Source organism: Streptomyces sp. 142MFCol3.1 (assembly GCF_000424945.1).
Taxonomy (GTDB): domain Bacteria; phylum Actinomycetota; class Actinomycetes; order Streptomycetales; family Streptomycetaceae; genus Streptomyces; species Streptomyces siamensis.
This window is the reverse complement of record NZ_AUKV01000016.1, coordinates 87117-108265: the sequence shown is the minus strand read 5'-3', so window position 1 is coordinate 108265 and position 21149 is coordinate 87117. Positions and strand designations below refer to the sequence as shown.

15 protein-coding genes and 1 pseudogene are annotated in these 21149 nt (G+C 68.9%); 10 read left to right on the top strand and 6 right to left on the bottom strand.

Features of this window, described 5'->3' with window-relative positions; all coding sequences use genetic code 11:
• The first annotated feature begins 105 nt into the window (after nt 1–105).
• The 6 genes from mreC to H305_RS0123910 all read left to right on the top strand — a co-directional run bounded on the left by mreC (nt 106) and on the right by H305_RS0123910 (nt 9206).
• Nucleotides 106–1044: a rod shape-determining protein MreC gene (mreC, locus tag H305_RS0123935; protein WP_028802627.1), complete on the top strand. Its 939-nt coding sequence runs from the start codon at nt 106–108 to the stop codon at nt 1042–1044.
• 18 nt (nt 1045–1062) lie between these two features.
• Entirely contained in the window at nt 1063–1731 is a 669-nt protein-coding gene (gene mreD, locus H305_RS0123930) for a rod shape-determining protein MreD (RefSeq protein WP_028802626.1), read from the top strand.
• A 113-nt stretch (nt 1732–1844) separates the two neighbouring features.
• A complete protein-coding gene (mrdA, locus tag H305_RS0123925) occupies nt 1845–4100 on the top strand; it encodes a penicillin-binding protein 2 (RefSeq protein WP_028802625.1) in 2256 nt (751 codons plus the stop codon).
• A gap of 34 nt (nt 4101–4134) precedes the next feature.
• Nucleotides 4135–5334, top strand: a complete 1200-nt coding sequence (gene rodA, locus H305_RS0123920) for a rod shape-determining protein RodA (protein ID WP_028802624.1) — start codon at nt 4135–4137, stop codon at nt 5332–5334.
• Between the two features lie 226 nt (nt 5335–5560).
• Entirely contained in the window at nt 5561–7075 is a 1515-nt protein-coding gene (locus H305_RS0123915) for a CYTH and CHAD domain-containing protein (protein ID WP_028802623.1), read from the top strand.
• A gap of 151 nt (nt 7076–7226) precedes the next feature.
• Complete coding sequence (locus H305_RS0123910; protein ID WP_028802622.1) at nt 7227–9206, top strand: TIGR03960 family B12-binding radical SAM protein; 1980 nt, start codon at nt 7227–7229, stop codon at nt 9204–9206.
• A gap of 318 nt (nt 9207–9524) precedes the next feature.
• Here H305_RS0123910 and H305_RS0123905 read toward each other — a convergent pair whose 3' ends face one another.
• Nucleotides 9525–10202, bottom strand: coding sequence for a GAP family protein (locus H305_RS0123905; protein WP_028802621.1), 678 nt, complete (start codon nt 10200–10202; stop codon nt 9525–9527).
• Between the two features lie 435 nt (nt 10203–10637).
• On the opposite strand from H305_RS0123905, the gene H305_RS0123900 reads away from it, so the two are divergent.
• The 3 genes from H305_RS0123900 to H305_RS0123890 all read left to right on the top strand — a co-directional run bounded on the left by H305_RS0123900 (nt 10638) and on the right by H305_RS0123890 (nt 13862).
• The gene (locus H305_RS0123900; protein WP_051370887.1) at nt 10638–11225 is read left to right on the top strand and encodes a hypothetical protein; all 588 of its coding nucleotides are present in this window, start codon (nt 10638–10640) and stop codon (nt 11223–11225) included.
• Between the two features lie 113 nt (nt 11226–11338).
• Nucleotides 11339–12691 (top strand): Dyp-type peroxidase, encoded by a 1353-nt coding sequence (locus H305_RS0123895; protein WP_051370902.1) that lies wholly within the window; start codon nt 11339–11341, stop codon nt 12689–12691.
• 40 nt (nt 12692–12731) lie between these two features.
• The gene (locus tag H305_RS0123890) at nt 12732–13862 is read left to right on the top strand and encodes a catalase family protein (RefSeq protein ID WP_028802618.1); all 1131 of its coding nucleotides are present in this window, start codon (nt 12732–12734) and stop codon (nt 13860–13862) included.
• Between the two features lie 323 nt (nt 13863–14185).
• Here the strand turns inward: H305_RS0123890 and H305_RS49505 are convergent, their stop codons facing one another.
• On the bottom strand, nt 14186–14860 hold the full coding sequence (locus H305_RS49505; protein WP_158690568.1) for a DUF4328 domain-containing protein: 675 nt from the start codon (nt 14858–14860) through the stop codon (nt 14186–14188).
• A 155-nt stretch (nt 14861–15015) separates the two neighbouring features.
• On the opposite strand from H305_RS49505, the pseudogene H305_RS0123880 reads away from it, so the two are divergent.
• Nucleotides 15016–15429: pseudogene (locus H305_RS0123880) on the top strand (TerD family protein); the annotation flags it as partial.
• Nucleotides 15430–15591: 162 nt separating this feature from the next.
• On the opposite strand, the gene H305_RS0123875 reads toward H305_RS0123880, so the two are convergent.
• The 4 genes from H305_RS0123875 to H305_RS0123860 all read right to left on the bottom strand — a co-directional run bounded on the left by H305_RS0123875 (nt 15592) and on the right by H305_RS0123860 (nt 20990).
• Nucleotides 15592–16587, bottom strand: coding sequence for a terpene synthase family protein (locus tag H305_RS0123875; protein ID WP_028802615.1), 996 nt, complete (start codon nt 16585–16587; stop codon nt 15592–15594).
• A gap of 273 nt (nt 16588–16860) precedes the next feature.
• Nucleotides 16861–18537, bottom strand: coding sequence for a PP2C family protein-serine/threonine phosphatase (locus H305_RS46880; RefSeq protein ID WP_051370885.1), 1677 nt, complete (start codon nt 18535–18537; stop codon nt 16861–16863).
• 463 nt (nt 18538–19000) lie between these two features.
• The gene (locus H305_RS50965; RefSeq protein ID WP_028802614.1) at nt 19001–19615 is read right to left on the bottom strand and encodes an FMN-binding protein; all 615 of its coding nucleotides are present in this window, start codon (nt 19613–19615) and stop codon (nt 19001–19003) included.
• 43 nt (nt 19616–19658) lie between these two features.
• Nucleotides 19659–20990: a ferric reductase-like transmembrane domain-containing protein gene (locus H305_RS0123860; protein WP_051370879.1), complete on the bottom strand. Its 1332-nt coding sequence runs from the start codon at nt 20988–20990 to the stop codon at nt 19659–19661.
• Between the last annotated feature and the right edge of the window lie 159 nt (nt 20991–21149).

Sequence of the window (21149 nt, the reverse complement as noted above, 5' to 3'; positions counted from 1 at the left end):
GAGTCATATCCTCCCCCATGACAGCCTGATCGCCCCGTGAGCATCTTCTTGCTCGGGGTTCGCCCCTGTTGAACCATTCCGACGAGGAAGGCACGGCCGCCGCACGTGAGGGACACACGAGAGAGCCGGCTGCTCCTGGTGCTGCTGATCGCCATCGCGTTCGCACTGATCACGGTGGACATCCGCGGCGGGCAGGACTCGCCGGTGGACGGTGCCCGGCAGGCCGCCGCCACCGTCTTCGGCCCGATCGAGAACGGAGTGTCGTCCGCGGTCGACCCCGTCGGCAACGCGATCTCGGCGGTTCGTGACTCCGGCGACCGGCACGACCGCATCGCGCAACTGGAGCGCGACAACGCGGCGTTGAAGGCGAAACTCGGTAGCGACGACCGCAACCGCAGCCGCCTCAAGCAGCTCGACAAGATGATCAAGGTGGCCGGTGAGGGCCAGTACGGCATCAAGGGAGCCGAGGTCATCGCCATAGGGGCCGCCCAGGGCTTCTCCTGGACCGTCACCATCGATGTCGGCGCCGACGACGGCGTCAAGCGCGACATGACCGTCCTGAACGGCGACGGCCTGGTCGGCCGCGTCACCACGGTGGGCCCCGACACCGCGACCGTCCTCCTCGCCAACGACCCCGATTTCACCGTCGGCACGCGGATGGAGTCGAGCGACGAACTCGGCTTCGCCTCCGGGCAGGGCGACCGCCCGCTGCGCGTCGAACTCCTCAACGGCAAAGCCAAGATCAAAAAGGGCGACCGGCTGATCACCTTCGGCTCGCAGGCCGACAAGCCCTTCGTGCCCGGCGTCCCCGTCGGTGTCGTCTCCCGTGTCGACCCGTCCGGCGGAGGCCTGACCCGCACGATCTACGTCAAGCCGTTCGTCTCGTTCACCAAGCTCGACATCGTCGGCGTCGTCGTCACGGCCCCCCGCAAGGATCCGCGCGACGAAGTGCTGCCGCCCAAACCCAAACCGACGCCCACGCCGACGGTGACCGTCACGGTCACCCCCTCGGCGGACGCCACCGACGACGGCCAGCAGCAGTAACAGGAGGAGCCGAATCCCATGCGTTTCAACCGGATGCTGCTCTCCGCCACCCTGGTGGTCGTCGCCCTGGTGATCCAGGTGAGCGTCCTCGCCCGGCTCCACCTCCCGGGAGCCGTCCCGGACCTGGTGCTGCTGACCGTCCTCGCCCTCGCCATGGTCTACGGCCACGTCAGCGGAGCCCTCATCGGCTTCGGAGCCGGCCTGCTCGCCGACCTCGCACCACCCGCCGACCACGCCGCCGGACGCTACGCGCTCGTCCTTTGCGTCATCGGCTACCTCGCCGGACTGGCGAAGCCCGAGACCGGCCGGCTCAAGTCCGCGACCGGACCGATGGCCGTGGTCGTCGCCGCCGCGATCGGCTCCACTCTGCTGTACGCCGGTGTCGGCGCCCTCGTCGGCGACACAGCCGCCCGCCACGTGGGCCTCAGCAGCCTGCTGCTCACGGCCGCGCTCTACGACCTGCTGCTCGCGCCGTTCGTCGTCCCCGCGCTGATGGCCCTGGCCCGGCGCGCCGACAACGACCCGCTCGCCGAGGCCGGTTCGTCCAAGTCGGCCGACGTCTCCGCCGGCTGGCTCTCGTCCGGCACCGGCCTGCGCATCGGCAGCCAGCGCGGCGGCCTGCGCGTCAAGGCGGCCAAGGCGCGCGTCGCCCGCGCCGGACGCATCAAGGGGGTCAAGCGGCTGTGAGCGCACCCCAAGCGCCGCTCGCGACACGGGACTCGACCGGCCGCGGCGCCGCCGCGCACAGGTTCGCCGTGTACTCGTACGTCCCGTACACACACTGAGAGGGGGAGGCACCAGTGACCAACATTCCCGAGACCGGCCGGACACCACGGGTCCAGATCCGGCTCGTCGTCATCCAGATTCTCGTACTCTCCCTCCTCGGCACGCTCGGCGGACGCCTCTGGTACCTCCAGATCCGCAACGGGGACGAGTACGCCAAGGAAGCCTCCGGCAACCACGTCCAGCAGGTCGTGCAGCCCGCCGTGCGCGGCTCCATCCTGGACGCGCGGGGCGTGCCCATCGCCGACAACGAGACCCGGCTCGTGGTCTCCGCCTCCCGCACCGACCTGCTGAAGATGAAGGACGACGGCAAGGCCGTCCTGACCAAGCTCGCCGCGGTCCTGGGCATGAAGCCCGAGGACGTCATGGAGAAGGTCCGCCTCTGCGACGCCAAGACGCCGCAGCCCTGCTGGAACGGCTCGCCCTACCAGCCGATCCCCATCACCGACGAGGCCACCCCCAGGCAGGCCCTGCAGATCCGCGAGCGCTCCGAGGACTTCCCCGGCATCACCGCCGAGCCCGAGGCCGTGCGCCGCTACGCGGCCCCCGGCAAGGCCAACACCGCACAGGTCCTCGGCTACCTCTCGCCCGTCACCGACGACGAGATCACCAAGGCCAAGGACAGCGACTCGCCCTACCTGCGCTCCGACCAGGTCGGCCGCAGCGGCCTGGAGCGCGAGTACGACAAGGAGCTGCGCGGCAAGGCCGGCGTCACCCGCTACGAGGTCGACAACCTCGGCCGCGTCATCGGCAAGGCCAAGAGCGACGAGGCCGAACCCGGCGCCAACCTGGTCACCAGCATCGACGCCCGGGTGCAGCGCGTCGCCGAGTACGAACTGAACGAGGCGATGAAGATCGCCCGCACCCAGTTCGACAAGATCACCGGCGAGAACTACAAGGCCGACTCCGGCGCGGTCGTGGTGCTGGAGGCCAAGACCGGCCGGGTCGTCGCCATGGCGTCCAACCCGTCGTACGACCCGAACGCCTGGGTCGGCGGCATCTCCGGCAAGGACTACGCGAGGCTCACCGGCAAGAAGTCCAACTACCCGCTGCTGAACCGCGCCATACAGGGTCAGTCGGCGCCCGGCTCGACGTTCAAGGTGGTCTCCACGGCCGCCGCCGTCGAGGCCGGATACGACTTCGACGGCCGGTACCCGTGCACCAGCTCGTACTCCGTCGGCGGCCAGACCTTCAAGAACTTCGAGGGCGAGAGCTTCGGTCCCATCTCGCTCGGCCGGGCGCTGGAGGTCTCCTGCGACACCGTCTTCTACGGCCTCGCCGACCGCGAGTGGAAGAAGGACGGAGGCATCAACCCCAAGAAGGGCCAGCCGAAGGACTTCTTCTACAAGACCGCCCACCAGTTCGGCCTCGGCAAGGAGACCGGCCTCGACCTGCCCAACGAGGTCACCGGCCGCATCCCGGACCGGAAGTGGAAGGCCGACTACTGGAAGGCCAACAAGGACGCCTGGTGCAAGACCGGCAAGAAGAACGGCAGCTACGTCGAGAAGATCGCGTACGAGAACTGCCTCGAGGGCAACAAGATGCGCGAGGGTGACTCGATCAACTACTCCATCGGTCAGGGCGACACGCTCGTCACCCCGATCCAGGAGGCCGTGATCTACGGGGCACTCGCCAACGGCGGCACCATGTACAAGCCGACCATCGGCAAGGCGATCGTCAGCGCCGACGGCAAGACGGTGCAGGAGATCAAGCCCCGGGTCAGCGGCAAGCTGCCGATCACCAAGGCCACGCTCAAGGGCATGGACGCCGCCCTCGAAGGCGTCGTCACCCGCGGTACGGCCGCCTGGAAGTTCGGCGGCTGGCCGCAGGACAAGATCCCGCTGCACGCCAAGACCGGTACCGCCGAGGTCTACGGCAAGCAGACCACGTCCTGGCTCGCCACGTACTCCAAGGACTACACGATCGTCATGACGATCGCCCAGGCCGGTACGGGCTCCGGCGCCTCCGGTGAGGCCGTGCGCAGCATCTACAACGCGCTCTACGGCGTCGGCACCGACGGCTCGATCGACAAGAAGAGGGCCCTGCTGCCCACCCCGCAGAAGAGCCTGCCGAAGATCCAGGCCGACGGCTCGATCGACGCACCGGCGATGTCCAAGGACCCGGCCAAGGACCTTCAGGCCGCCGAGAAGGACACGTCCGAGGGCGACGACCAGCAGCCGCCCGCCGGCACCACACCGTCGCCGACCGGGACGAACCGCGACACCCGCAGGCGCACCGCCCGCCCGAAGAAGCGGCGGAGGAACCTGACATGACGACCGGAGTGACGAAGCTGCTGAGGATGCCGACATGACCGGAGCGAACAACTTCTCCGTCTCCGGGTACGGACCCGAACGTGCCGGCTGGACCCGCCTGTTCGCCCGCGACTCGCTGGCCCGCCGGCTCGACTGGCCGATACTGTTGTCGGCGATCGCGCTCTCGCTGATCGGTACGGCACTCGTCTACTCGGCGACCCGCAACCGCACCGAGATCAACCAGGGCGACCCGTACTACTTCCTCGTCCGGCATCTCATGAACACCGGCATCGGGTTCGCCCTGATGGTCGGCACGATCTGGCTCGGCCACCGCACCCTGCGCACGGCCGTGCCGATCCTGTACGGCGTCTCCGTCTTCATGATCCTGCTGGTGCTGACCCCGCTGGGCGCCACCGTCAACGGCGCCCACGCCTGGATCGTCTTCGGCGGCGGCTTCTCGCTCCAGCCCTCCGAGTTCGTGAAGATCACGATCATCCTGGGCATGGCGATGCTCCTCGCGGCCCGTGTCGACGCGGGCGACAAGCCCTACCCCGACCACCGCACGGTCCTTCAGGCCCTCGGCCTCGCCGCCGTCCCGATCATGATCGTGCTGCTCATGCCCGACCTCGGCTCGGTCATGGTCATGGTGATCATCATCCTCGGTGTGCTGCTCGCCTCCGGGGCCTCCAACCGCTGGGTCTTCGGCCTCCTCGGCACCGGCGCCCTCGGCGCGATCGCCGTCTGGCAACTGCACATCCTGGACGAGTACCAGATCAACCGCTTCGCCGCCTTCGCCAACCCCGACCTCGACCCGGCCGGAGTCGGCTACAACACCAACCAGGCCCGTATCGCCATCGGTTCGGGCGGTCTCTTCGGCACCGGACTCGGCCACGGCTCGCAGACCACCGGCCAGTTCGTCCCCGAACAGCAGACCGACTTCGTCTTCACGGTGGCGGGGGAGGAGCTGGGCTTCGTCGGCGCCGGGCTGATCCTCGTCCTGCTGGGCGTCATCCTGTGGCGCGCCTGCCGCATCGCCCGCGAGACGACCGAGCTGTACGGCACGATCGTCGCCGCCGGCATCATCGCCTGGTTCGCCTTCCAGGCCTTCGAGAACGTCGGCATGACCCTCGGCATCATGCCCGTCGCCGGCCTTCCCCTGCCGTTCGTCTCGTACGGCGGCTCGTCCATGTTCGCGGTGTGGGTGGCCGTCGGGCTGTTGCAGTCGATCCGGGTGCAGCGGCCCATGTCCGCGTAGTCGGTGCGGGTGCCGTCGCCGATCCGGGAGGCGGTGCCGCACCGAGGTGAGCGCCGGTCCGAAGGCGGACGCCGGCGCTGGGCCGAGGTCAGTGCCGAGCCGGTACGGGCGCTGATCCGGGCCGAGGCCGGCCCCGGTCCGGGGCCCGGGCGAATTCCGGCCCCTTCCCGCACTCCCGCGGGGCCGGGCACTGCCATCCCGGCCCCGGCGGCACTAGATTCGGTTCATGGCGGACACGAAGCGCGAAATCGAGCGAAAGTACGAGGGTTCCTCGGCCGGCGGGGATACCGGCCTGCCGGACCTGACCCGCGTACCCGGAGTCGCCGGCGTCATCGACAAGGGTCTGGCCGAGCTCGACGCCACCTACTACGACACGGCCGACCAGCGGCTCGCCGCCGCCTCCCTCACGCTGCGCCGCCGCACCGGCGGTGACGACGCGGGCTGGCACCTCAAACTCCCGGTCTCCGAAGGCGTCCGCGACGAGGTCCGCGCGCCGCTTTCAGACACCGTCCCCCGCGCGCTGAGCGGCCTCGTCCGCTCCCGTGTGCGCGACGCCGAACTCGTCCCCCTCGTCCGCCTGCTGTCGGGCCGCGACGTCCGCCACCTCGTCGACGCCTCAGGCGCCCTGCTCGCCGAGGTCAGCCTCGACCGCGTCCACGCGGAGCGGCTCAGCGGCGGCAAGGGCACCGCCGAGTGGACCGAGATCGAGGTGGAACTCGCGGACGACGGCGACCCCGCCTTCCTCGACAAGGTCGAGAACGAGCTCCTCAAGGCGGGCATCAGCCGCTCCTCCTCGCCCTCGAAGCTCGCCAGGGCGCTCGGCGAGACGGGCGGGAAGAAGCCCGCCACCGCCGGGCCCGAGGAAGCCCTCGTCACGGCGGGCGATCACGTCCTCGCCTACCTCCGCACCCAGCGCGACGCGATCGTCGAGCTGGACCCCGCCGTCCGCCGCGACGTCTACGACTCCGTGCACAGCATGCGCGTCGCCACCCGCCGGATGCGCAGCGCCCTGCGCTCGTACGCCAAGGTCCTCGACCGCTCCGTCACCGATCCGATCGGTGACGAACTGAAATGGCTCGCGGGCGAGCTGGGCGTCGACCGCGACCAGGAAGTGCTCACCGAACGGCTCACCGAGTCCCTCGAAGGCCTTCCCCGCACTCTGGTCGCCGGGCCCGTCCGCGCCCGGCTGCGCACCTGGGCACACACCCGCAGCGGCGGCTCCCGGCAACGCCTGATCGCCGTACTGGACGGCAGCAGGTACCTCGACCTGCTGATCGCGCTCGACGCGCTCGTCACCGACCCGCCGCTGCTCGAGGCGGCGGGCGGCGACCCCGCGACAGTGATCGCGAAGGCGGTCCGCAAGGACTACGGGAAGGTCGCCGGCCTGGTCGGAACGGCCCTCGACCTGCCGCCGGGCGCAGACCGCGACAGCGCGATGCACGAGGCCCGCAAGAAGGCCAAGCGCGCCCGGTACGCGGCCGAGGCCGCCACCCCGGCGCTCGGCGGGCCCGCGGCGGACCTGGTCAGGTCGACGAAGTCCCTGCAGACCCTGCTCGGCGACCACCAGGACAGCGTGATGACCCGCGAGGCGCTGCGCGAACTGTCGGCACAGGCCCACGGGGCGGGGGAGAACGCCTTCACCTACGGCGTGCTGTACGGGCGCGAGGAGCAGCGGGCGGCGGCGGCCGAGGCGGCGCTGCCCGGCCTGTGGGAGGCCGTGGAGGAGCAGACGGCGGTCTGACCGCCCGGCGGGCCCCTGCCCGTCCCTCGGGGCCCCTGGCCGGGGCTGGGGGCCGCGGCTCCCAGCCCCGGCCCCGGCCGACGGTCCGGTGCTCCCCTCCGGCCGCGTTACGCTAGATGGTCACCTCTGTCAGCTCACGAAGGTTCGCGAGATGCCCGCCGAAACCGCCGAGCCCGCTGAGTCTGTGTTTCCGCAGCTCGAAGCTCTGCTCCCGCACGTGCAGAAGCCGATCCAGTACGTCGGCGGAGAGCTCAACTCCACGGTCAAGCCCTGGGACGCCTGTGACGTCCGCTGGGCGCTGATGTACCCCGACGCCTACGAGGTCGGACTGCCCAACCAGGGCGTCATGATCCTCTACGAGGTACTGAACGAGCGCGAGGGCGTCCTCGCCGAGCGCACCTACAGCGTGTGGCCGGACCTGGAGGCGCTGATGCGGGAGCACGGCGTCCCGCAGTTCACCGTGGACAGCCACCGCCCGGTGAAGGCCTTCGACGTGTTCGGCCTGTCCTTCTCCACGGAGCTGGGCTACACGAACATGCTCACGGCCCTCGACCTCGCGGGGATTCCCCTGGAGTCCAAGGACCGTACGGTCGACGACCCGATCGTGCTGGCCGGCGGCCACGCGGCCTTCAACCCCGAGCCCATCGCCGACTTCATCGACGCGGCGATCATCGGCGACGGCGAGCAGGCCGTGCTCGACATGACCGAGATCATCCGCGCCTGGAAGGCCGAGGGCCGTCCCGGTGGCCGCGAGGAGGTCCTCTTCCGCCTCGCGAGGACCGGCAGCGTCTACATCCCGGCGTTCTACGACGTCGAGTACCTCCCCGACGGTCGTATCGCCCGGGTCGTCCCGAACAAGTCGGGCGTGCCGTGGCGCGTGTCCAAGCACACCGTCATGGACCTCGACGAGTGGCCCTACCCGAAGCAGCCGCTGGTCCCGCTGGCCGAGACCGTCCACGAGCGGATGTCCGTGGAGATCTTCCGCGGCTGCACACGCGGCTGCCGCTTCTGCCAGGCCGGCATGATCACGCGCCCCGTGCGGGAGCGAAGCATCACCGGGATCGGCGAGATGGTCGAGAAGGGCCTGAAGGCGACGGGCTTCGAGGAGGTAGGCCTGCTCTCCCTGTCCTCCGCGGACCACTCGGAGATCGGCGACATCGCCAAGGGCCTCGCGGACCGGTACGAGGAGGACAAGATCGGTCTGTCCCTCCCCTCCACCCGCGTGGACGCCTTCAACGTCGACCTGGCCAACGAGCTGACCCGCAACGGCCGCCGCTCCGGCCTCACCTTCGCCCCCGAGGGCGGCAGTGAGCGGATGCGCAAGGTCATCAACAAGATGGTCTCGGAAGAGGACCTCATCCGTACCGTCTCCACCGCCTACGGCAACGGCTGGCGCCAGGTGAAGCTGTACTTCATGTGCGGCCTGCCGACGGAGACGGACGAGGACGTCATGCAGATCGCCGACATGGCGATGAACGTGATCGCCGAGGGCCGCAAGGTCTCCGGCCAGAACGACATCCGCTGCACGGTGTCCATCGGCGGCTTCGTCCCCAAGCCGCACACCCCCTTCCAGTGGTCCCCGCAGCTCTCCGCCGAGGAGACGGACGCCCGCCTGGAGAAGCTCCGCGACAAGATCCGCGGCGACAAGAAGTACGGCCGCTCGATCGGCTTCCGCTACCACGACGGCAAGCCGGGCATCGTCGAGGGACTGCTCTCCCGCGGCGACCGCCGCATCGGCGCCGTCATCCGCGCCGTCTACGAGGACGGCGGCCGCTTCGACGGCTGGCGCGAGCACTTCTCGTACGACCGCTGGATGGCCTGCGCCGAGAAGACGCTCCCGGCGTTCGGCGTCGACGTCGATTGGTACACCACCCGCGAGCGCACCTACGAGGAGGTCCTCCCCTGGGACCACCTCGACTCGGGCCTCGACAAGGACTGGCTGTGGGAGGACTGGCAGGACGCTCTTGACGAGACCGAGGTCGAGGACTGCCGCTGGACCCCGTGCTTCGACTGCGGCGTCTGCCCGCAGATGGACACCCACATCCAGATCGGCCCCACGGGCAAGAAGCTGCTGCCCCTGACGGTCAAGAACGCAGGTCAGGCGCCCGCTTCGAGTGGTCACGCGCACTGACGTGAGCTAGGTGAGCGAGGCACTCGATCGGGTGATGGAGGCGCTGGCGGGGTGAGCGAGGAGGAGGTGGCTGCGGCGTTGGCTGCGGTCGGCGCTTCGGTCCCTCGCCTGCCGGCACCCCAGTCTTCCTCTCGGACGCCGCTGCCGGGCCCTGGGCGAGATCCGCGCATCGTCTTCAAGGTGGAGTGGGTCTGAGGGCTGTTCCAGGTCTGTGCGCGACTGCCTGGCCCAGCGGGCCCCCTTTCCTGATTGGGAGGGGGCTCGCTGGCCTGTTGCACGGGCTGTGAGCGAGCACAGCGTCATGCCTGGGTGAGCCGGTCAGGAGACGAGGATGGAGATACCGTCTCCGAGCAGCTTCAGCCCGAGGACGAAGAACAGGACGGCCATCACTGCGACGTTGTGCTGAGCTGCCCACTCTTTCCAGTTGCCGAGCGTGGTCTTGGCTCGCTCTCCCCCGAGGAGGAAGACTCCCAACGGGGCCAGCAGGCCAAGGGTGGCGATCAGGACGAAGATCGCCAGTGATGCGATCTGCTGCCCGACCGGCAGTCCGGCTGAGCCGATCGAGGCGCCCGCGGCGATGGTCAGCGGGGCGTTCTTTGCGTTGAGCGCGGCCAGGGCGAGTCCGAGTGCGAAGATCTTGACCGGCGTGAGGCGGTCGATCGCGCCCATCCACTTCGGCAGTTGGGCTTGCGATGGATCCTCTGGGCGCCGATGCCATTGCCGGGCGCCGAAGAGGACGAGGAACAGGCCCAGAGCGAGCTTGAGCGCTCCCACCCAGGTGGCCGGCTGATTGTGGTCGGAGGCGCCTGAGGGAGAAGCGATCCCCAGCATGATCGCGCCCAGTGCCGCGAGTCCCAGGATCCAGCCGACGGTGAAGAGGACTCCGTTGAGGCGCCCCCGAGGCGTGGCGAGTATGAGGATGATGGCGATGATCGGGAGCGGGCTGACGGCGACGGCGGCCGCGAAACCCAGCACGTCACCGAGAACGTGGCCCATGGTTGCCTCCGGGTGGCGAGACAAAGGAGCAGGGGAGCGGCGGAAGCAGGTGACCCCACCGCCTGGGCGGCGCAAGGGGTTGGTGTGTGACGGGTTGCGACACCGTCTTCACGGCCGCGCGGAAGTGGTTGCCCGACAACGGTGATCACGACGTACTTGGCACGTCTCACGACATTCCATCTTCCTGCGCCTGGCCCGATCTGTCCTCGGGAGCCTCTCGGGACGCGTGAGGACGTCGGCGTTGACCTGCCGCACCGGGCAGGCGGCCCGCAGGGGTCGGAGTTTCTCGAGACGCCGTTCAAGGTGAGCGCTACGCCCAGGGGCCGAGATGCGAGGCGGCTCAGCCGAAGGCAGGATCGACGATGTGGGGGCGATGGCGCCTCATGCCCGAGCGCTTGGCACCCTCGCACCGATCTGCGGCAGGAGAGCCTCGCGATGACTGCGACAGGTGCAACCCGGCCGGCGCACCCTGAGCACCCGGGCCGGACGGATGGGGTCTCCAACGAGTTCACCGTTTTCACCAAGATCAAGCAGGGCGAGGCCGATGCGTTGCGTGAGGATCTCGCCATGCTGAGTGATGCGGCGAATGACGAGAATGTCCATGCGGCGCTGCGCCAGATCGGCACGCTGCATGACGCACGGCACGTCATTTTCGACAACGACACCAGGTTCATGTTCGCCAGCGTCTTCGACGGCTCCTGGGACACCTACATCGACGACTTCGCCAGGACGGTGGTCGGGGCCCGCTTCGACAAGGTCTTCTCGCACAGCGAAGGGTTCCCTGGCGTCAAAGATCCCGGGGCCAAGGACTGGTTCCTCGCCCATCAGGAGCCCGCAGGGGTCTTCGTCAGCGCCTACCCCGATCTGACCGTTCAGCAGATCTACAAGGACCAGCGCGTGGACGAAGCGTTCCAGGAGGTGCTGGACACCCCCGAGTTCCGGGCGGCGCTGGAGAACCCGGCCAACGCGGAATTGGTGGCAACGCCCGCGTTCCAGAAGCTGTTGGAGGAAGCCTCGGCCTAGAACCCGACGTAACCGACTCTCGGACCGGGTCCGATGGCGGACTGCATCGGCGGGCGCGGGCCGGCCATTGCGGGGCTGCGTAAGCGGAGACCGATGTGGAGGCGCAAGCGATCATGAACACTGCGGACAGTCACAGCGCGGCCGGCATGCGCGTCGAGATCGACGACGTCCAGAGCGGGGCCCTACGTCCGCGGCCCGTGCCCTACGAGGGAAAGTTCGTCTTCCTGCGCGTCGATGACCGCCACGCCGGTCGCGCCATGCTGCGGCGGCTGCTTCCGGTGACCTCGGGCGGTCTGCCCGGCTCGGACCGGAGCCAGGATGCCTGGGTGTCCGTGGGGCTCACCTATCAGGGGCTGAAAGCCCTGGGGGTGCCCCAGGAGTCCCTGGACAGCTTTCCGCGGGCGTTTCGTGAGGGCATGGCCGCCCGAGCGGAGCTGATCGGCGACGTGGGCGAGAGTGCCCCGGCCCACTGGGAGGCACCGTTCGGAACGGGCGATGTCCATATCGCTCTGAGCGCCCTCGCCTCCGATGCGGCGCAGCTGAGCAAGAAGCTGGAGCAGGCCCGTGTCGCCTTCGAGGACACGCCCGGTGTCCAGGTGATCTGGCAGCAGGAGGTCCGCCAGCTCCCGACCGGGCGCACCACCTTCGGCTTCCGGGACGGCATCAGCCATCCGAACATCGAGGGCGTCGGACTGCCCGGCTCCAACCCGCAGGAAGCCCCCATCAAAGCCGGCGAGTTCATTCTCGGCTACCCCGACGAAACCGGCAGTCTGCCGCCCATGCCCACCCCCGATGTGCTGGGCCGCAACGGGACCTACGCGGCCGTGCGCAAGGCCCACACCAACGTGGCGGCCTGGCGCCGGTTTCTGCGTGCGAACAGCTCCAGCGCCGAGGAGGAGGCACTCCTGGCGGCGAAGATGGTCGGGCGCTGGCCCAGCGGGGCGCCGCTGGCGCTGGCGCCGGAGCACGACGATCCTGAGCTGGCGGCGGATCCGCACCGCGTCAACAATTTTCTGTACCGGGAGCACGACGATCGCGGCTTCCGGTGCCCTGCCGGTGCGCACATCCGGCGCACCAACCCCCGCGATTCCACCATCATCGGCGACGCACGGATGCATCGCCTCATCCGCCGCGGCACCACCTACGGCCCGCCGCTACCGGAGGGTGTGCTGGAGGACGACGGTGCCGACCGTGGTTTGGTCGGAGTGTTCCTCGGCGCCCACCTGGAACGGCAGTTCGAGTTCATCAAGGCCCAATGGATCAACGACGGCAACTTCATCGGCTACCCCGGCGAGAAGGACGCGGTGGCCGGGCATCACGGCGGGACCGGCACCCTGACCATCCCGGAGAGGCCGGTCCGGCGGCGTCTGCGGAACCTGCCCAGCTTCGTGGTCACCCGGGGCGGCGAGTACTGCTTTGTACCGGGGCTGCGCGCCTTGCGCTGGCTCGCGGAGCTGGAGGACTGAGGGCGGTTTCCACCACGGTCTTCGAGGAGGGTTGGACACCATGGCAGCACAGTTCGTCCGCTATACGCCCGACGTCGAAGCCGACGATCCGCACTTCGACCGCAACCTGCAGACGGTGATCAGCAAGACCGAGGGCTACATCGCGGAATCCGTCGAAGCCGGTGGCACCGGCCGGGCCCTGCGCGATGCCCATGCCAAGGGCTACGGGCTGGTCCGAGGGGAAGTGGAGATCCTGGACGGGCTACCTCCCGAGTACGCCCAAGGCATCTACGCGACGCCGGGAACCCACGACGCGCTCATCCGCTTCTCCAACGGCTCGCCGCACGCCGGAGCCGACGCACGGCTGGGCGCGGCCACCGGACTGGCACTGAAGATGTTCGACATCCCCGGCCCGACCCTGCTGGAAGACGAACCGGACACGGGCACCTTCGACTACGCCAACATCAACGGACCGATCTTCTTCTGCAACACGGTCGAGCACTACCTGTTCATCCAGGATCTGTTCCTGAACGCGCCGGCCTACTTCTCCCAGGGCCGACCCGGAGCGCATCGCTTCTTCACCGAGTTCCTGACCGGAAAGGGAACGCTGGACCAGGACAACTGGGCGTGGGACGAGTTCCTGGCTTTTCTGCGCCTGTCGAAGACCCCTCCGGCAAACGTACTGCTGTCGAGCTACTGGACGATGGGCGCGGTCCGGCACGGGGACTACATCGCCAAGGTCCGCATAACGCCCGACCCGGACTTCGCCGCCGCGGTGGTGCGGCGGGACATCGATCCGAGCTCGGCGGCGGAGGTCTTCCGACCGGCCCTGGAGGCCGAGCTGCGGGAGCGGCCCTACGCCTTCGACATCCAGGTCCAGCTCTGCACCGACCTGGCGCGCATGCCGGTAGAGGACACGACCGTGGAGTGGCCCGAGCAGCTCTCGCCGTCCGTCACCGTGGCCAAGCTGCGGCTGCCGCAGCAGGACATCTCCGGACCGGAGAACCTGGAGAAGATGGACTCACTGTCCTTCACGCCCTGGCGGGTCACCGCCGAGCACGCGCCCCTGGGCAACATCATGCGGGCCCGCAAGGAGGTCTACCGGCGGTCCTCCATCGCGCGTCACAAGCTCAACCAGCAGCCGCGTAGAGAACCCCGCAGCGCCGACGAGGTGCTTGGTCCGACCCGGTGAAGCCGACGTCGCCCTCAGCCCGGCGTGACATCGGATTGAGGAGGGTCTGGACAGGCGTCTTCGCCGCGCGGAATTCAACGCCTGACTGTCCATGGGGGCCAAACCTGCCGCCGACTCCGACGGGTTCGCCGGTGAATCCCAGCCCCTCCAACGTGGCAACTGCTTCCTTCGCACTCATGCCGAAGCGCAGAGGGCCGACGCTTTCGAGCGGTATGAAACGCCACTCCACTCGATCGGCTTCGGCCACCACGGCCCACGGGTCCGACCACATGTCGAATAGCTTCTTCGAAATGTCCGACTGCCTTCGACGCGCCGTCGGCGTCCTACAGCAGCCCCGTCGACCAGACCTCGGCGGGCGCCTTCGCAGCGGCGTGCTCCAACCTCTGGACGAGCGCCCGGACGACCACGATCGACAGCGCGGCGGCGCAGATGTACAGGCCGTCGCTGAACATGATCTGCCGCAGGGCGTCCCGAGCTTGGGCCGTGGTGACGGCCTTCTTCAAATCCTTGGAGGCGTCGCCGACGGTATAAGCATTGGCTGCGGCCAGGACAGACAGCCACCACGCCGTCAGCAGAGGATGTCCGCGTCGGCGCTGCGGTTCCGGCCGGGCGGCGGCCCACAGGTCGTTGACGAACATCTTGGGCACGAAGAGCTGCACAACCGGTATCACCCAGCCGAAGACCAGCCACGCCCTACGCCACCGTTGTCCCTGTCGCCAGAGCACGTCCGCGACATCGCGCATGGTGGCGAGCCAGATGCTGAACTGCAGCAGGGCCACGAGGAGCAGCCCTGTGCGCCAGCCCATGAGGTTTCTGAAGTACGTGTCGACCTCGACCAGTGGGTTGTCGACGTAGGGTCCCGGCGTCAGCGGTTGCGCCAGCAGCTGGTACTTGTGCCAGGCCGCCAGCGCGGCCGCGACAGTCACCAGCGCGAACGCGGCGAGCGCACCGCAGGCGAACCGGGCCTGCCCACGCGGCAACCTGACTGCTTCAGCCACTTCACACCTCCGGGAAGCCGCCCGGTCGGACTTCCCGCAGGTCGGCAGCGGATCCTAACCCCCGGGGGACCGGCTGACACAGCGTTTTGGCAGGTCAAGGCCGCCACAGGGAGCTGACATCGGCGGCTGACCGCCCGAGTCGGGGGGAGCCTCCGGGCAATCGGGTCATCAGTGAGGACCACTTCGTCTTCTTCAACAACCCGCAGACGCCGGACGGTTCGGTACGTGCGGTGCCGGCCTCGGCGCCGGACAAAGCGGCGATCAGGGTCGCCTTCGACGCGCTGCCGCGGGGCGCTGACCGGTTCGTCCTGGTCGCGGCCGTGGATCCTGAGGTCAATCCGGACGCTGACCTCTCCGGCTTCACCGATGCCTGTATCCGGTTGCTCGACCGGTCGATGAGCGATGTCGACCGGCTTGAGGTCTCTGACGGCCGCGCAGGCGAAACGGCGCTGGTCCTCGGCTCCTTCCGCCGAAGGTCAAGTGGCGACTGGGACTTCGTACTGGGCGGAAAGGGCTACAGGGGAGGCCTGGAGGAGCTCGTCCAGGATTACGGCATCGAGGTGGAGTAGCCCGAGTGGTGTCGTGATTTCTTGCTGCCGATCAGTCGTGGTTCCTTGCTGTCGATCAAATGACACCGTCAACCCCGGAGAATCTCGCCGAAACGGCCGTGGTGTCGATCCGCGGGCCATGGCGGCGTGAGCTGCGGCGCACGTGGACGATGGCCGAGGGTCCTACGGAATGAACAGGTCGGCCAGATAAGTCGGTTGGGCCTCTATCTCCGCATAGCGACCAGTCTCCTTCGACCAGGCGACGTTCCCGGCGGTGAGCGTTTTGAAGTCACTGACACAGCGCAGCGCGTCGTCGACGGCGGCGTCGGCGAGGCCGGAACGGCTCAGCCTCCCGGGCAGGACCTGTTCGAGATCAAGGATGCGCTGGACGTATCCGGCCTGCATCAAGGCCACTCGCTCCGCGGCCTCCTGGAGGCTGCACCGGTGGTGATGGCGGATCACCGTGACCGCGTTGAACGCATAGTCATGGGCGACCTCTTTGGGCAGCGAGTAGAGGTCGTTGATGCAGGCATTCGCGTAGATCACTGCCTCTCGCATGTCGGCGAAGGCAGGGTTGGCGTGCAGTTGGTCGGGCAGGTCCACACCGGTGCCGATTTCCATCAGGTCAAGGACGGCGTCGAATGCGAACGAGGCACGGCGGTGCGCCAGGTATTGCTGCAGGCCGGGCACACGCCCCTGCTCGCGATGGATCATATCGGCCCGATAGCTGTCGAAATACCACAACAGGTGCGGGACGAATCGGCGCTGCCACATGGAAGAGCGAACATCCGTCGTACGGCGCCAAAGATCAGCCAGGGAACGCGCCAGCCGCCCGGCCGCAACATGTCCGTCGAATACGGCGAACAACGGCCCGAACGCCTCCCGCCACCGCTCCGGCCGGTAACCGCGCACCGGGTCGTCGTCGAACTGGTCGTCCAACTGGAAGAGCCATGCGTTCCACTGGGTGATCAGCGTCAGCGCGTCCTGTGAAGCGTTCGGGCACAGCCACGCGGTGAGCCGGTCCACGCGAGTGCGCTGCACATGCCGACGCGCCTCCTCCGTGGGCACCAGGCCGAACTCGTCCAGCCACGCCTCGGCCGCCGTGGCAGCCTCCTGGAGTTCCGGATTGAGCGCTGCCGGTACGGGTATGTGAAGGTCCGGTATCCGGAAATTGTCCATACGTCAGCTCGCTTCTCGGTGATCCTCTGCCATTCGCGACGTCCGGCGACACTGCCGATGCAGCACGCCAGAACTCGCATGGAGCACGACCAGGCAGTCCCCGCCATCGACGTAAATTACCCTGCCTGTCGAAGGCGTTCGACCAAGGTCTCGTGTCTTCGGTCCTCATCGCCGTGCGCGGGGGAGCGTCACAGACCGGGCAAATTCGGTTGGCCGCCCATACAAGTACCCGGCGATACACGCCTGTTGAGAACAGGCCGGGTCAGGACCGGGTCAGCTGTGGCGGCCGGGCCTGTTCAGACGAGCCAGGAGCAGAGCCACGTCGTCGCCCAAGCCGTGAGCCTTCTGCGTACCGGCAAGGAGGTCGTCGACAACGGTCTCCAGGTCCGCCGTGGGAGCCCCTCGCAGACCCCGGAGGAACCTCTCGATGCCCTGGTCGATGTCCTTGTTCACGGCCTCGAGCAGGCCGTCGGTGGTCAGCGCGAGCACGCTGCCCGGAGCGATCCGCAAGCGGGTGGTCGGGTACCGCTGCTCCCGGTCGATCCCCAGGGGGAGACCGCCGGGGACCTCCAGGAGGCGCGGCGGCTTGCGGGGCGTGATCAGTGCTGGGGCCGGATGGCCCGCCCGGCACACCCGGAGCGTTCCGTCGGACGGGTTGAGTGCGATGTAGCAGCATGTCGCGAACAGGGCCCTGTCCGGGTCGGTGTTCAGTTCGGCCAGCAGGCGGTTGGTGCGTTCCAGGACGGCCGCGGGCGTGTGTCCTTCGTTCGCGTAGGCGTGTACGGCGGTACGCAGCCGCCCCATGAGAGAAGCGGCGTGAACGCTGTGCCCCTGCACATCTCCTATGACCAGGGCTACGCCGCCGTCGGGCAGGCTGATGGCGTCGTACCAGTCGCCACCGATCCACATGCCGGAGGTGGCGGCCTGGTAGCGGGCGGCGATGGTCACACCCGGCACCGTGAGCGGCCCGCGCGGCAGCATGCCGCGCTGGAGCTCGGTGGCGAGTGCGTGTTCCGACTCGTACATGCCGGCTCGCTCCAGTGACTGGGCGAGCAGTCCCGTGGCGGCGACCAGGAGGGCCCGTTCCTCGGGCAGGAATTCCTGCGGCTCGGGGAAACCGACGAGGCAGGAACTGACGCGGCCGCGCGAGTCCGTGAGCGGCAGTACCGCCCACGCCTGTGGGGCCGACTGCGCGTGCGGTGCCAGGTGCGGATAACCGGTGATCAGCGCGTCCGCTGAGCCGATGAGAACGGGCGCCCCGCGGTCGAGTGACTCCTCCACGAGTGTGCGGGCCGTGGAGCCGAGGACTCGCAGGGAGTCCTCGCCCTGCTCGTCGTCGGCGCACGAGGCGACGACGGTCAACCGGTCTCCCTCCGGGGCGATCACCGCCAGCGCGTCCGCTCCGAAGGTACGCAGTCCTGCGTGTGCGGCGGCCATGATGTCCTTGACCGTCACCGCGGCGGCCAGAGCCGCGGTCAGCTCCCGCATCCAGCGGTCACGGGTGGCGCGCTCGTACAACCGCCGCTTCTCCGCCTCGTGGCGTTCGTGGACGGCCGTGGTGTCCATGACCACTCCGACCATGCGGGCCGGCAGCCCGTCGGCGCCGGGCAGTACGCGGCCCCGGGCTTCCAGGGACCGGTGCCGGTCGTCGTCGGAAGTGACCCGGTACTCGATCTGGTAGTTGCCGCAGGATTCCGCTATCAGTCCCAAGGCATCGCGCACATCGGCCAGATCGGACTCGTGCACTGCGGCCAGGAAGTTCGAGATGTCCGACGGGCCGTCCTCGGGCATGCCGTGCAGGGCGAGGGTGAGCGGATCGCAGCTCACCTCGCCTGTGGCGATCTCCCAGCAGAAGAAGCCCGCCTGCACGATGCTCGCGCTGGCCTGGAAGGCGCCGGGACTGGACTCATCCTCTCGTACAGCAGTACGCACCGGCCCGACGTCTTTCACTGGATCTCCCTGCCGTGGCCTGAACTACGTCCCTTGGAGGAATCAACGGCGCTCACTCGGATGGGCCACGCACCGTAGTGGGTGACCGATGCAAACCAGCCAGTGAGGCGACTCGAGAACCTGGGGGACTGCGACACCGTTCCCTCCCGGAGACGAACGGGGCTCTTGCAGCGGAGTGTGCTCCCGCTCCTCCGGGGAAGATCGCCCGCCCGATCCGATTGTGGCCGGATCGGCCGCATGCTAGTGACTTTCCGGATCTTGCGCCAGGCACCCACCCGGCAGACTCCGTCGGCCGGGCACGCAAAGGCGTTCCTCCGCCCGGACCTTGCCGGTCGCTGAACGCGCGACACGGTCGGGCTGTCGGCGCGCCGTTGCCGGGCGCCATGAGCGGTGGTCCTGTCCAGGCCGAGCGCACCGCCGGCCGGCCGCTGCGGCGGCCGCTCTGCTGAGTACGCTGCCCGGCTCACCCGCCGGCCCGGTCCAGGGCACTCTGCAGGGACTGCTTGTAGCCCGCGCTGGTGTACGTGGCGCCGGACACCGTGTCGATGTCCGCGCTCTGTGCCTGCAGCGTCTCCTGATTGAGTTTGGGGATGGCGGTGGAGTTGATGTCCTTGCTGCGCGCCGCCTCGTCGGGGGACTGGACGGCGGTAGCTCCGGTGATCTTGCTGCCGGTGAGGGTGATCCGCACCTGGACCGGTCCGTACTTCGTCTGGGCCGTGGTGCCGGTGACGGTACGGGTGGTGGGGGCGGCCGAGGTGGTCTTCGGGGCGGAGGGCGCGCTGCTGGTCTTCGTGGGGGCGGCCGATGCCGTGCGGGACGCGCTCGCGGAGGGGGAAGAGGACGCGGTGTGCTTCTTCTTCGGGGTCTTCGACGGCGAAGGCGACGGCGACGCGGACGCGGACGCGGCGTGTGAGGACGCCGACGGGGACGCGGACACGACGGTGTCCGACGTCGTCGCGGGCTCGGCCTGTGCCAGCGAGGGGTCGGTGGTCGGCTTGAGCGCGAGCAGCAGCACAATGCCGGAGACGGTGCCGACGGTGGCCAGCAGGGCGTGACGGAACGGATGCCTCTTCCTCATGAGAGTCCCAGCGTGTCAGGGGTATGGGGCGTCACAGTTCAGCTCAGAACTCGAAGGACTCGTGGTGGATGCGGCGGTGCGGGACCCCTGCCTCGCGCAGTGCGGAGTAGGACTCCTCGGCCAGCCCCGGAGGACCGCACAGGTACACGTCGTGCCGCGCGATGTCCGGCAGGATTCTGCGCAGCATCTTCGCGGTGATCGCGGGTCGTCGCCCGTCCGGGCTGTTGACCGCGTACAGCAGCTGGGCCCCGCGTTCGTCCGCGATGTCCTCCAGTTCGTCCCGCAGCGCCAATTCCTCGGCTGTGCGGGCCCGGTAGAGGAGCGTCAGGTCGCCGGGTGCGCCGGGCAGCGTCTCGAACAGGGCACGCAGGGGCGTGATGCCGGCGCCGCCCGCGAGCAGCAGTACCTTGCCGCGGCTGCGACGGGCCGCGGTCATCGCCCCGTAGGGGCCTTCCGCCCACACGCGCGTGCCCGGCCGCAGCCTGGCGAGCGCCGCGCTGTGCCCGCCGACGGCCTTGACGGTGATCCGCAGCAGGTCAGGGCGGGGCGGGGCGGAGAGCGAGTACGGGTTGGCGCTCCACCGCAGCCCCCTGGTGAGGAAGCGCCAGCGGAAGAACTGTCCCGCCTCGGCGCCCAGCCGGTGCAGTCGCCGGCCCCGGATCAGTACGGAGACCACGCCGGGTGCCTCCTGCACGATCGACTCGACCCGCATGCGGTGCCGGAGGTTGAGCCGCACCGGGATGAGGATGCGGTACCAGAGGAGGAGGGCGCCGACCGTGATGTAGAGGGCGTACCAGGCTGTACGGGCGGTGGGGTCGCCCACGAACTCGTTGCCCGTGGTGAGTTGGTGCCAGAAGGCGAGGTAGACCGCGGCGTAGGTGAGCAGGTGCAGGTAGTACCAGAGCTCATAGCGCATACGGCGCCGTACGGCACCGGCGGACACGAAGCCGACGAGGAGGAGCAGGAGCGTGCCGGCGGTCGCCTCGATCATGTGCGGGTAGTCGGTGACGAGGGACACCGTCTGCGCCACGAGGCCGGTGTCCGCCTGCAGTGCGTACCCGTAGGTGATCAGGACGACGTGGGCGAGGGTCAGGATCAGTGCGTAGCGACCGCTCCGGGCGTGCCAGCGGACCACGCGGTCGGATCCGACCCGGCGTTCGAGGGCCGGGACGCGCGCCATCTGAGCGATCACCAAAGCGATCACGTAACCGGCGAGCAGTCCGGTGATCCGGCCCGCGTTCACCAGTCGGTCGGCGGTGGTCGCGGCGACGGCCGGGGTGTTGTGCCACCACAGCCACAGCACGACGGCCGCTCCCGCCCAGGAGAGCGCGAGCAGGGGTGCTGCGGGGGAACGCCGGGGCTTGATCCGACGCATGGCCTGCCGTCTTCCCGCCCGGCTGTGCTGGATGGTCGTCAAGGCTGAACTTCCCTTTGCTGGCCTTCGCCCCCCGCGTACCGTACAGCGGGCGGATGGCTGAAAACCATCGGTTGTGCAGGAGTGGCAGGCGGACGCGTTTCCCCGCAGCCACCTGGC

Coding starts and splice junctions, on each gene's coding strand:
- mreD (WP_028802626.1), top strand. CDS start 1,063: ATGCGTTTCAACCGGATGCTGCTCTCCGCCACCCTGGTGGTCGTCGCC.
- rodA (WP_028802624.1), top strand. CDS start 4,135: ATGACCGGAGCGAACAACTTCTCCGTCTCCGGGTACGGACCCGAACGT.
- H305_RS0123915 (WP_028802623.1), top strand. CDS start 5,561: ATGGCGGACACGAAGCGCGAAATCGAGCGAAAGTACGAGGGTTCCTCG.
- H305_RS0123910 (WP_028802622.1), top strand. CDS start 7,227: ATGCCCGCCGAAACCGCCGAGCCCGCTGAGTCTGTGTTTCCGCAGCTC.
- H305_RS0123905 (WP_028802621.1), bottom strand. CDS start 10,202: ATGGGCCACGTTCTCGGTGACGTGCTGGGTTTCGCGGCCGCCGTCGCC.
- H305_RS0123900 (WP_051370887.1), top strand. CDS start 10,638: ATGACTGCGACAGGTGCAACCCGGCCGGCGCACCCTGAGCACCCGGGC.
- H305_RS0123895 (WP_051370902.1), top strand. CDS start 11,339: ATGAACACTGCGGACAGTCACAGCGCGGCCGGCATGCGCGTCGAGATC.
- H305_RS0123890 (WP_028802618.1), top strand. CDS start 12,732: ATGGCAGCACAGTTCGTCCGCTATACGCCCGACGTCGAAGCCGACGAT.
- H305_RS0123875 (WP_028802615.1), bottom strand. CDS start 16,587: ATGGACAATTTCCGGATACCGGACCTTCACATACCCGTACCGGCAGCG.
- H305_RS50965 (WP_028802614.1), bottom strand. CDS start 19,615: ATGAGGAAGAGGCATCCGTTCCGTCACGCCCTGCTGGCCACCGTCGGC.
- H305_RS0123860 (WP_051370879.1), bottom strand. CDS start 20,990: ATGCGTCGGATCAAGCCCCGGCGTTCCCCCGCAGCACCCCTGCTCGCG.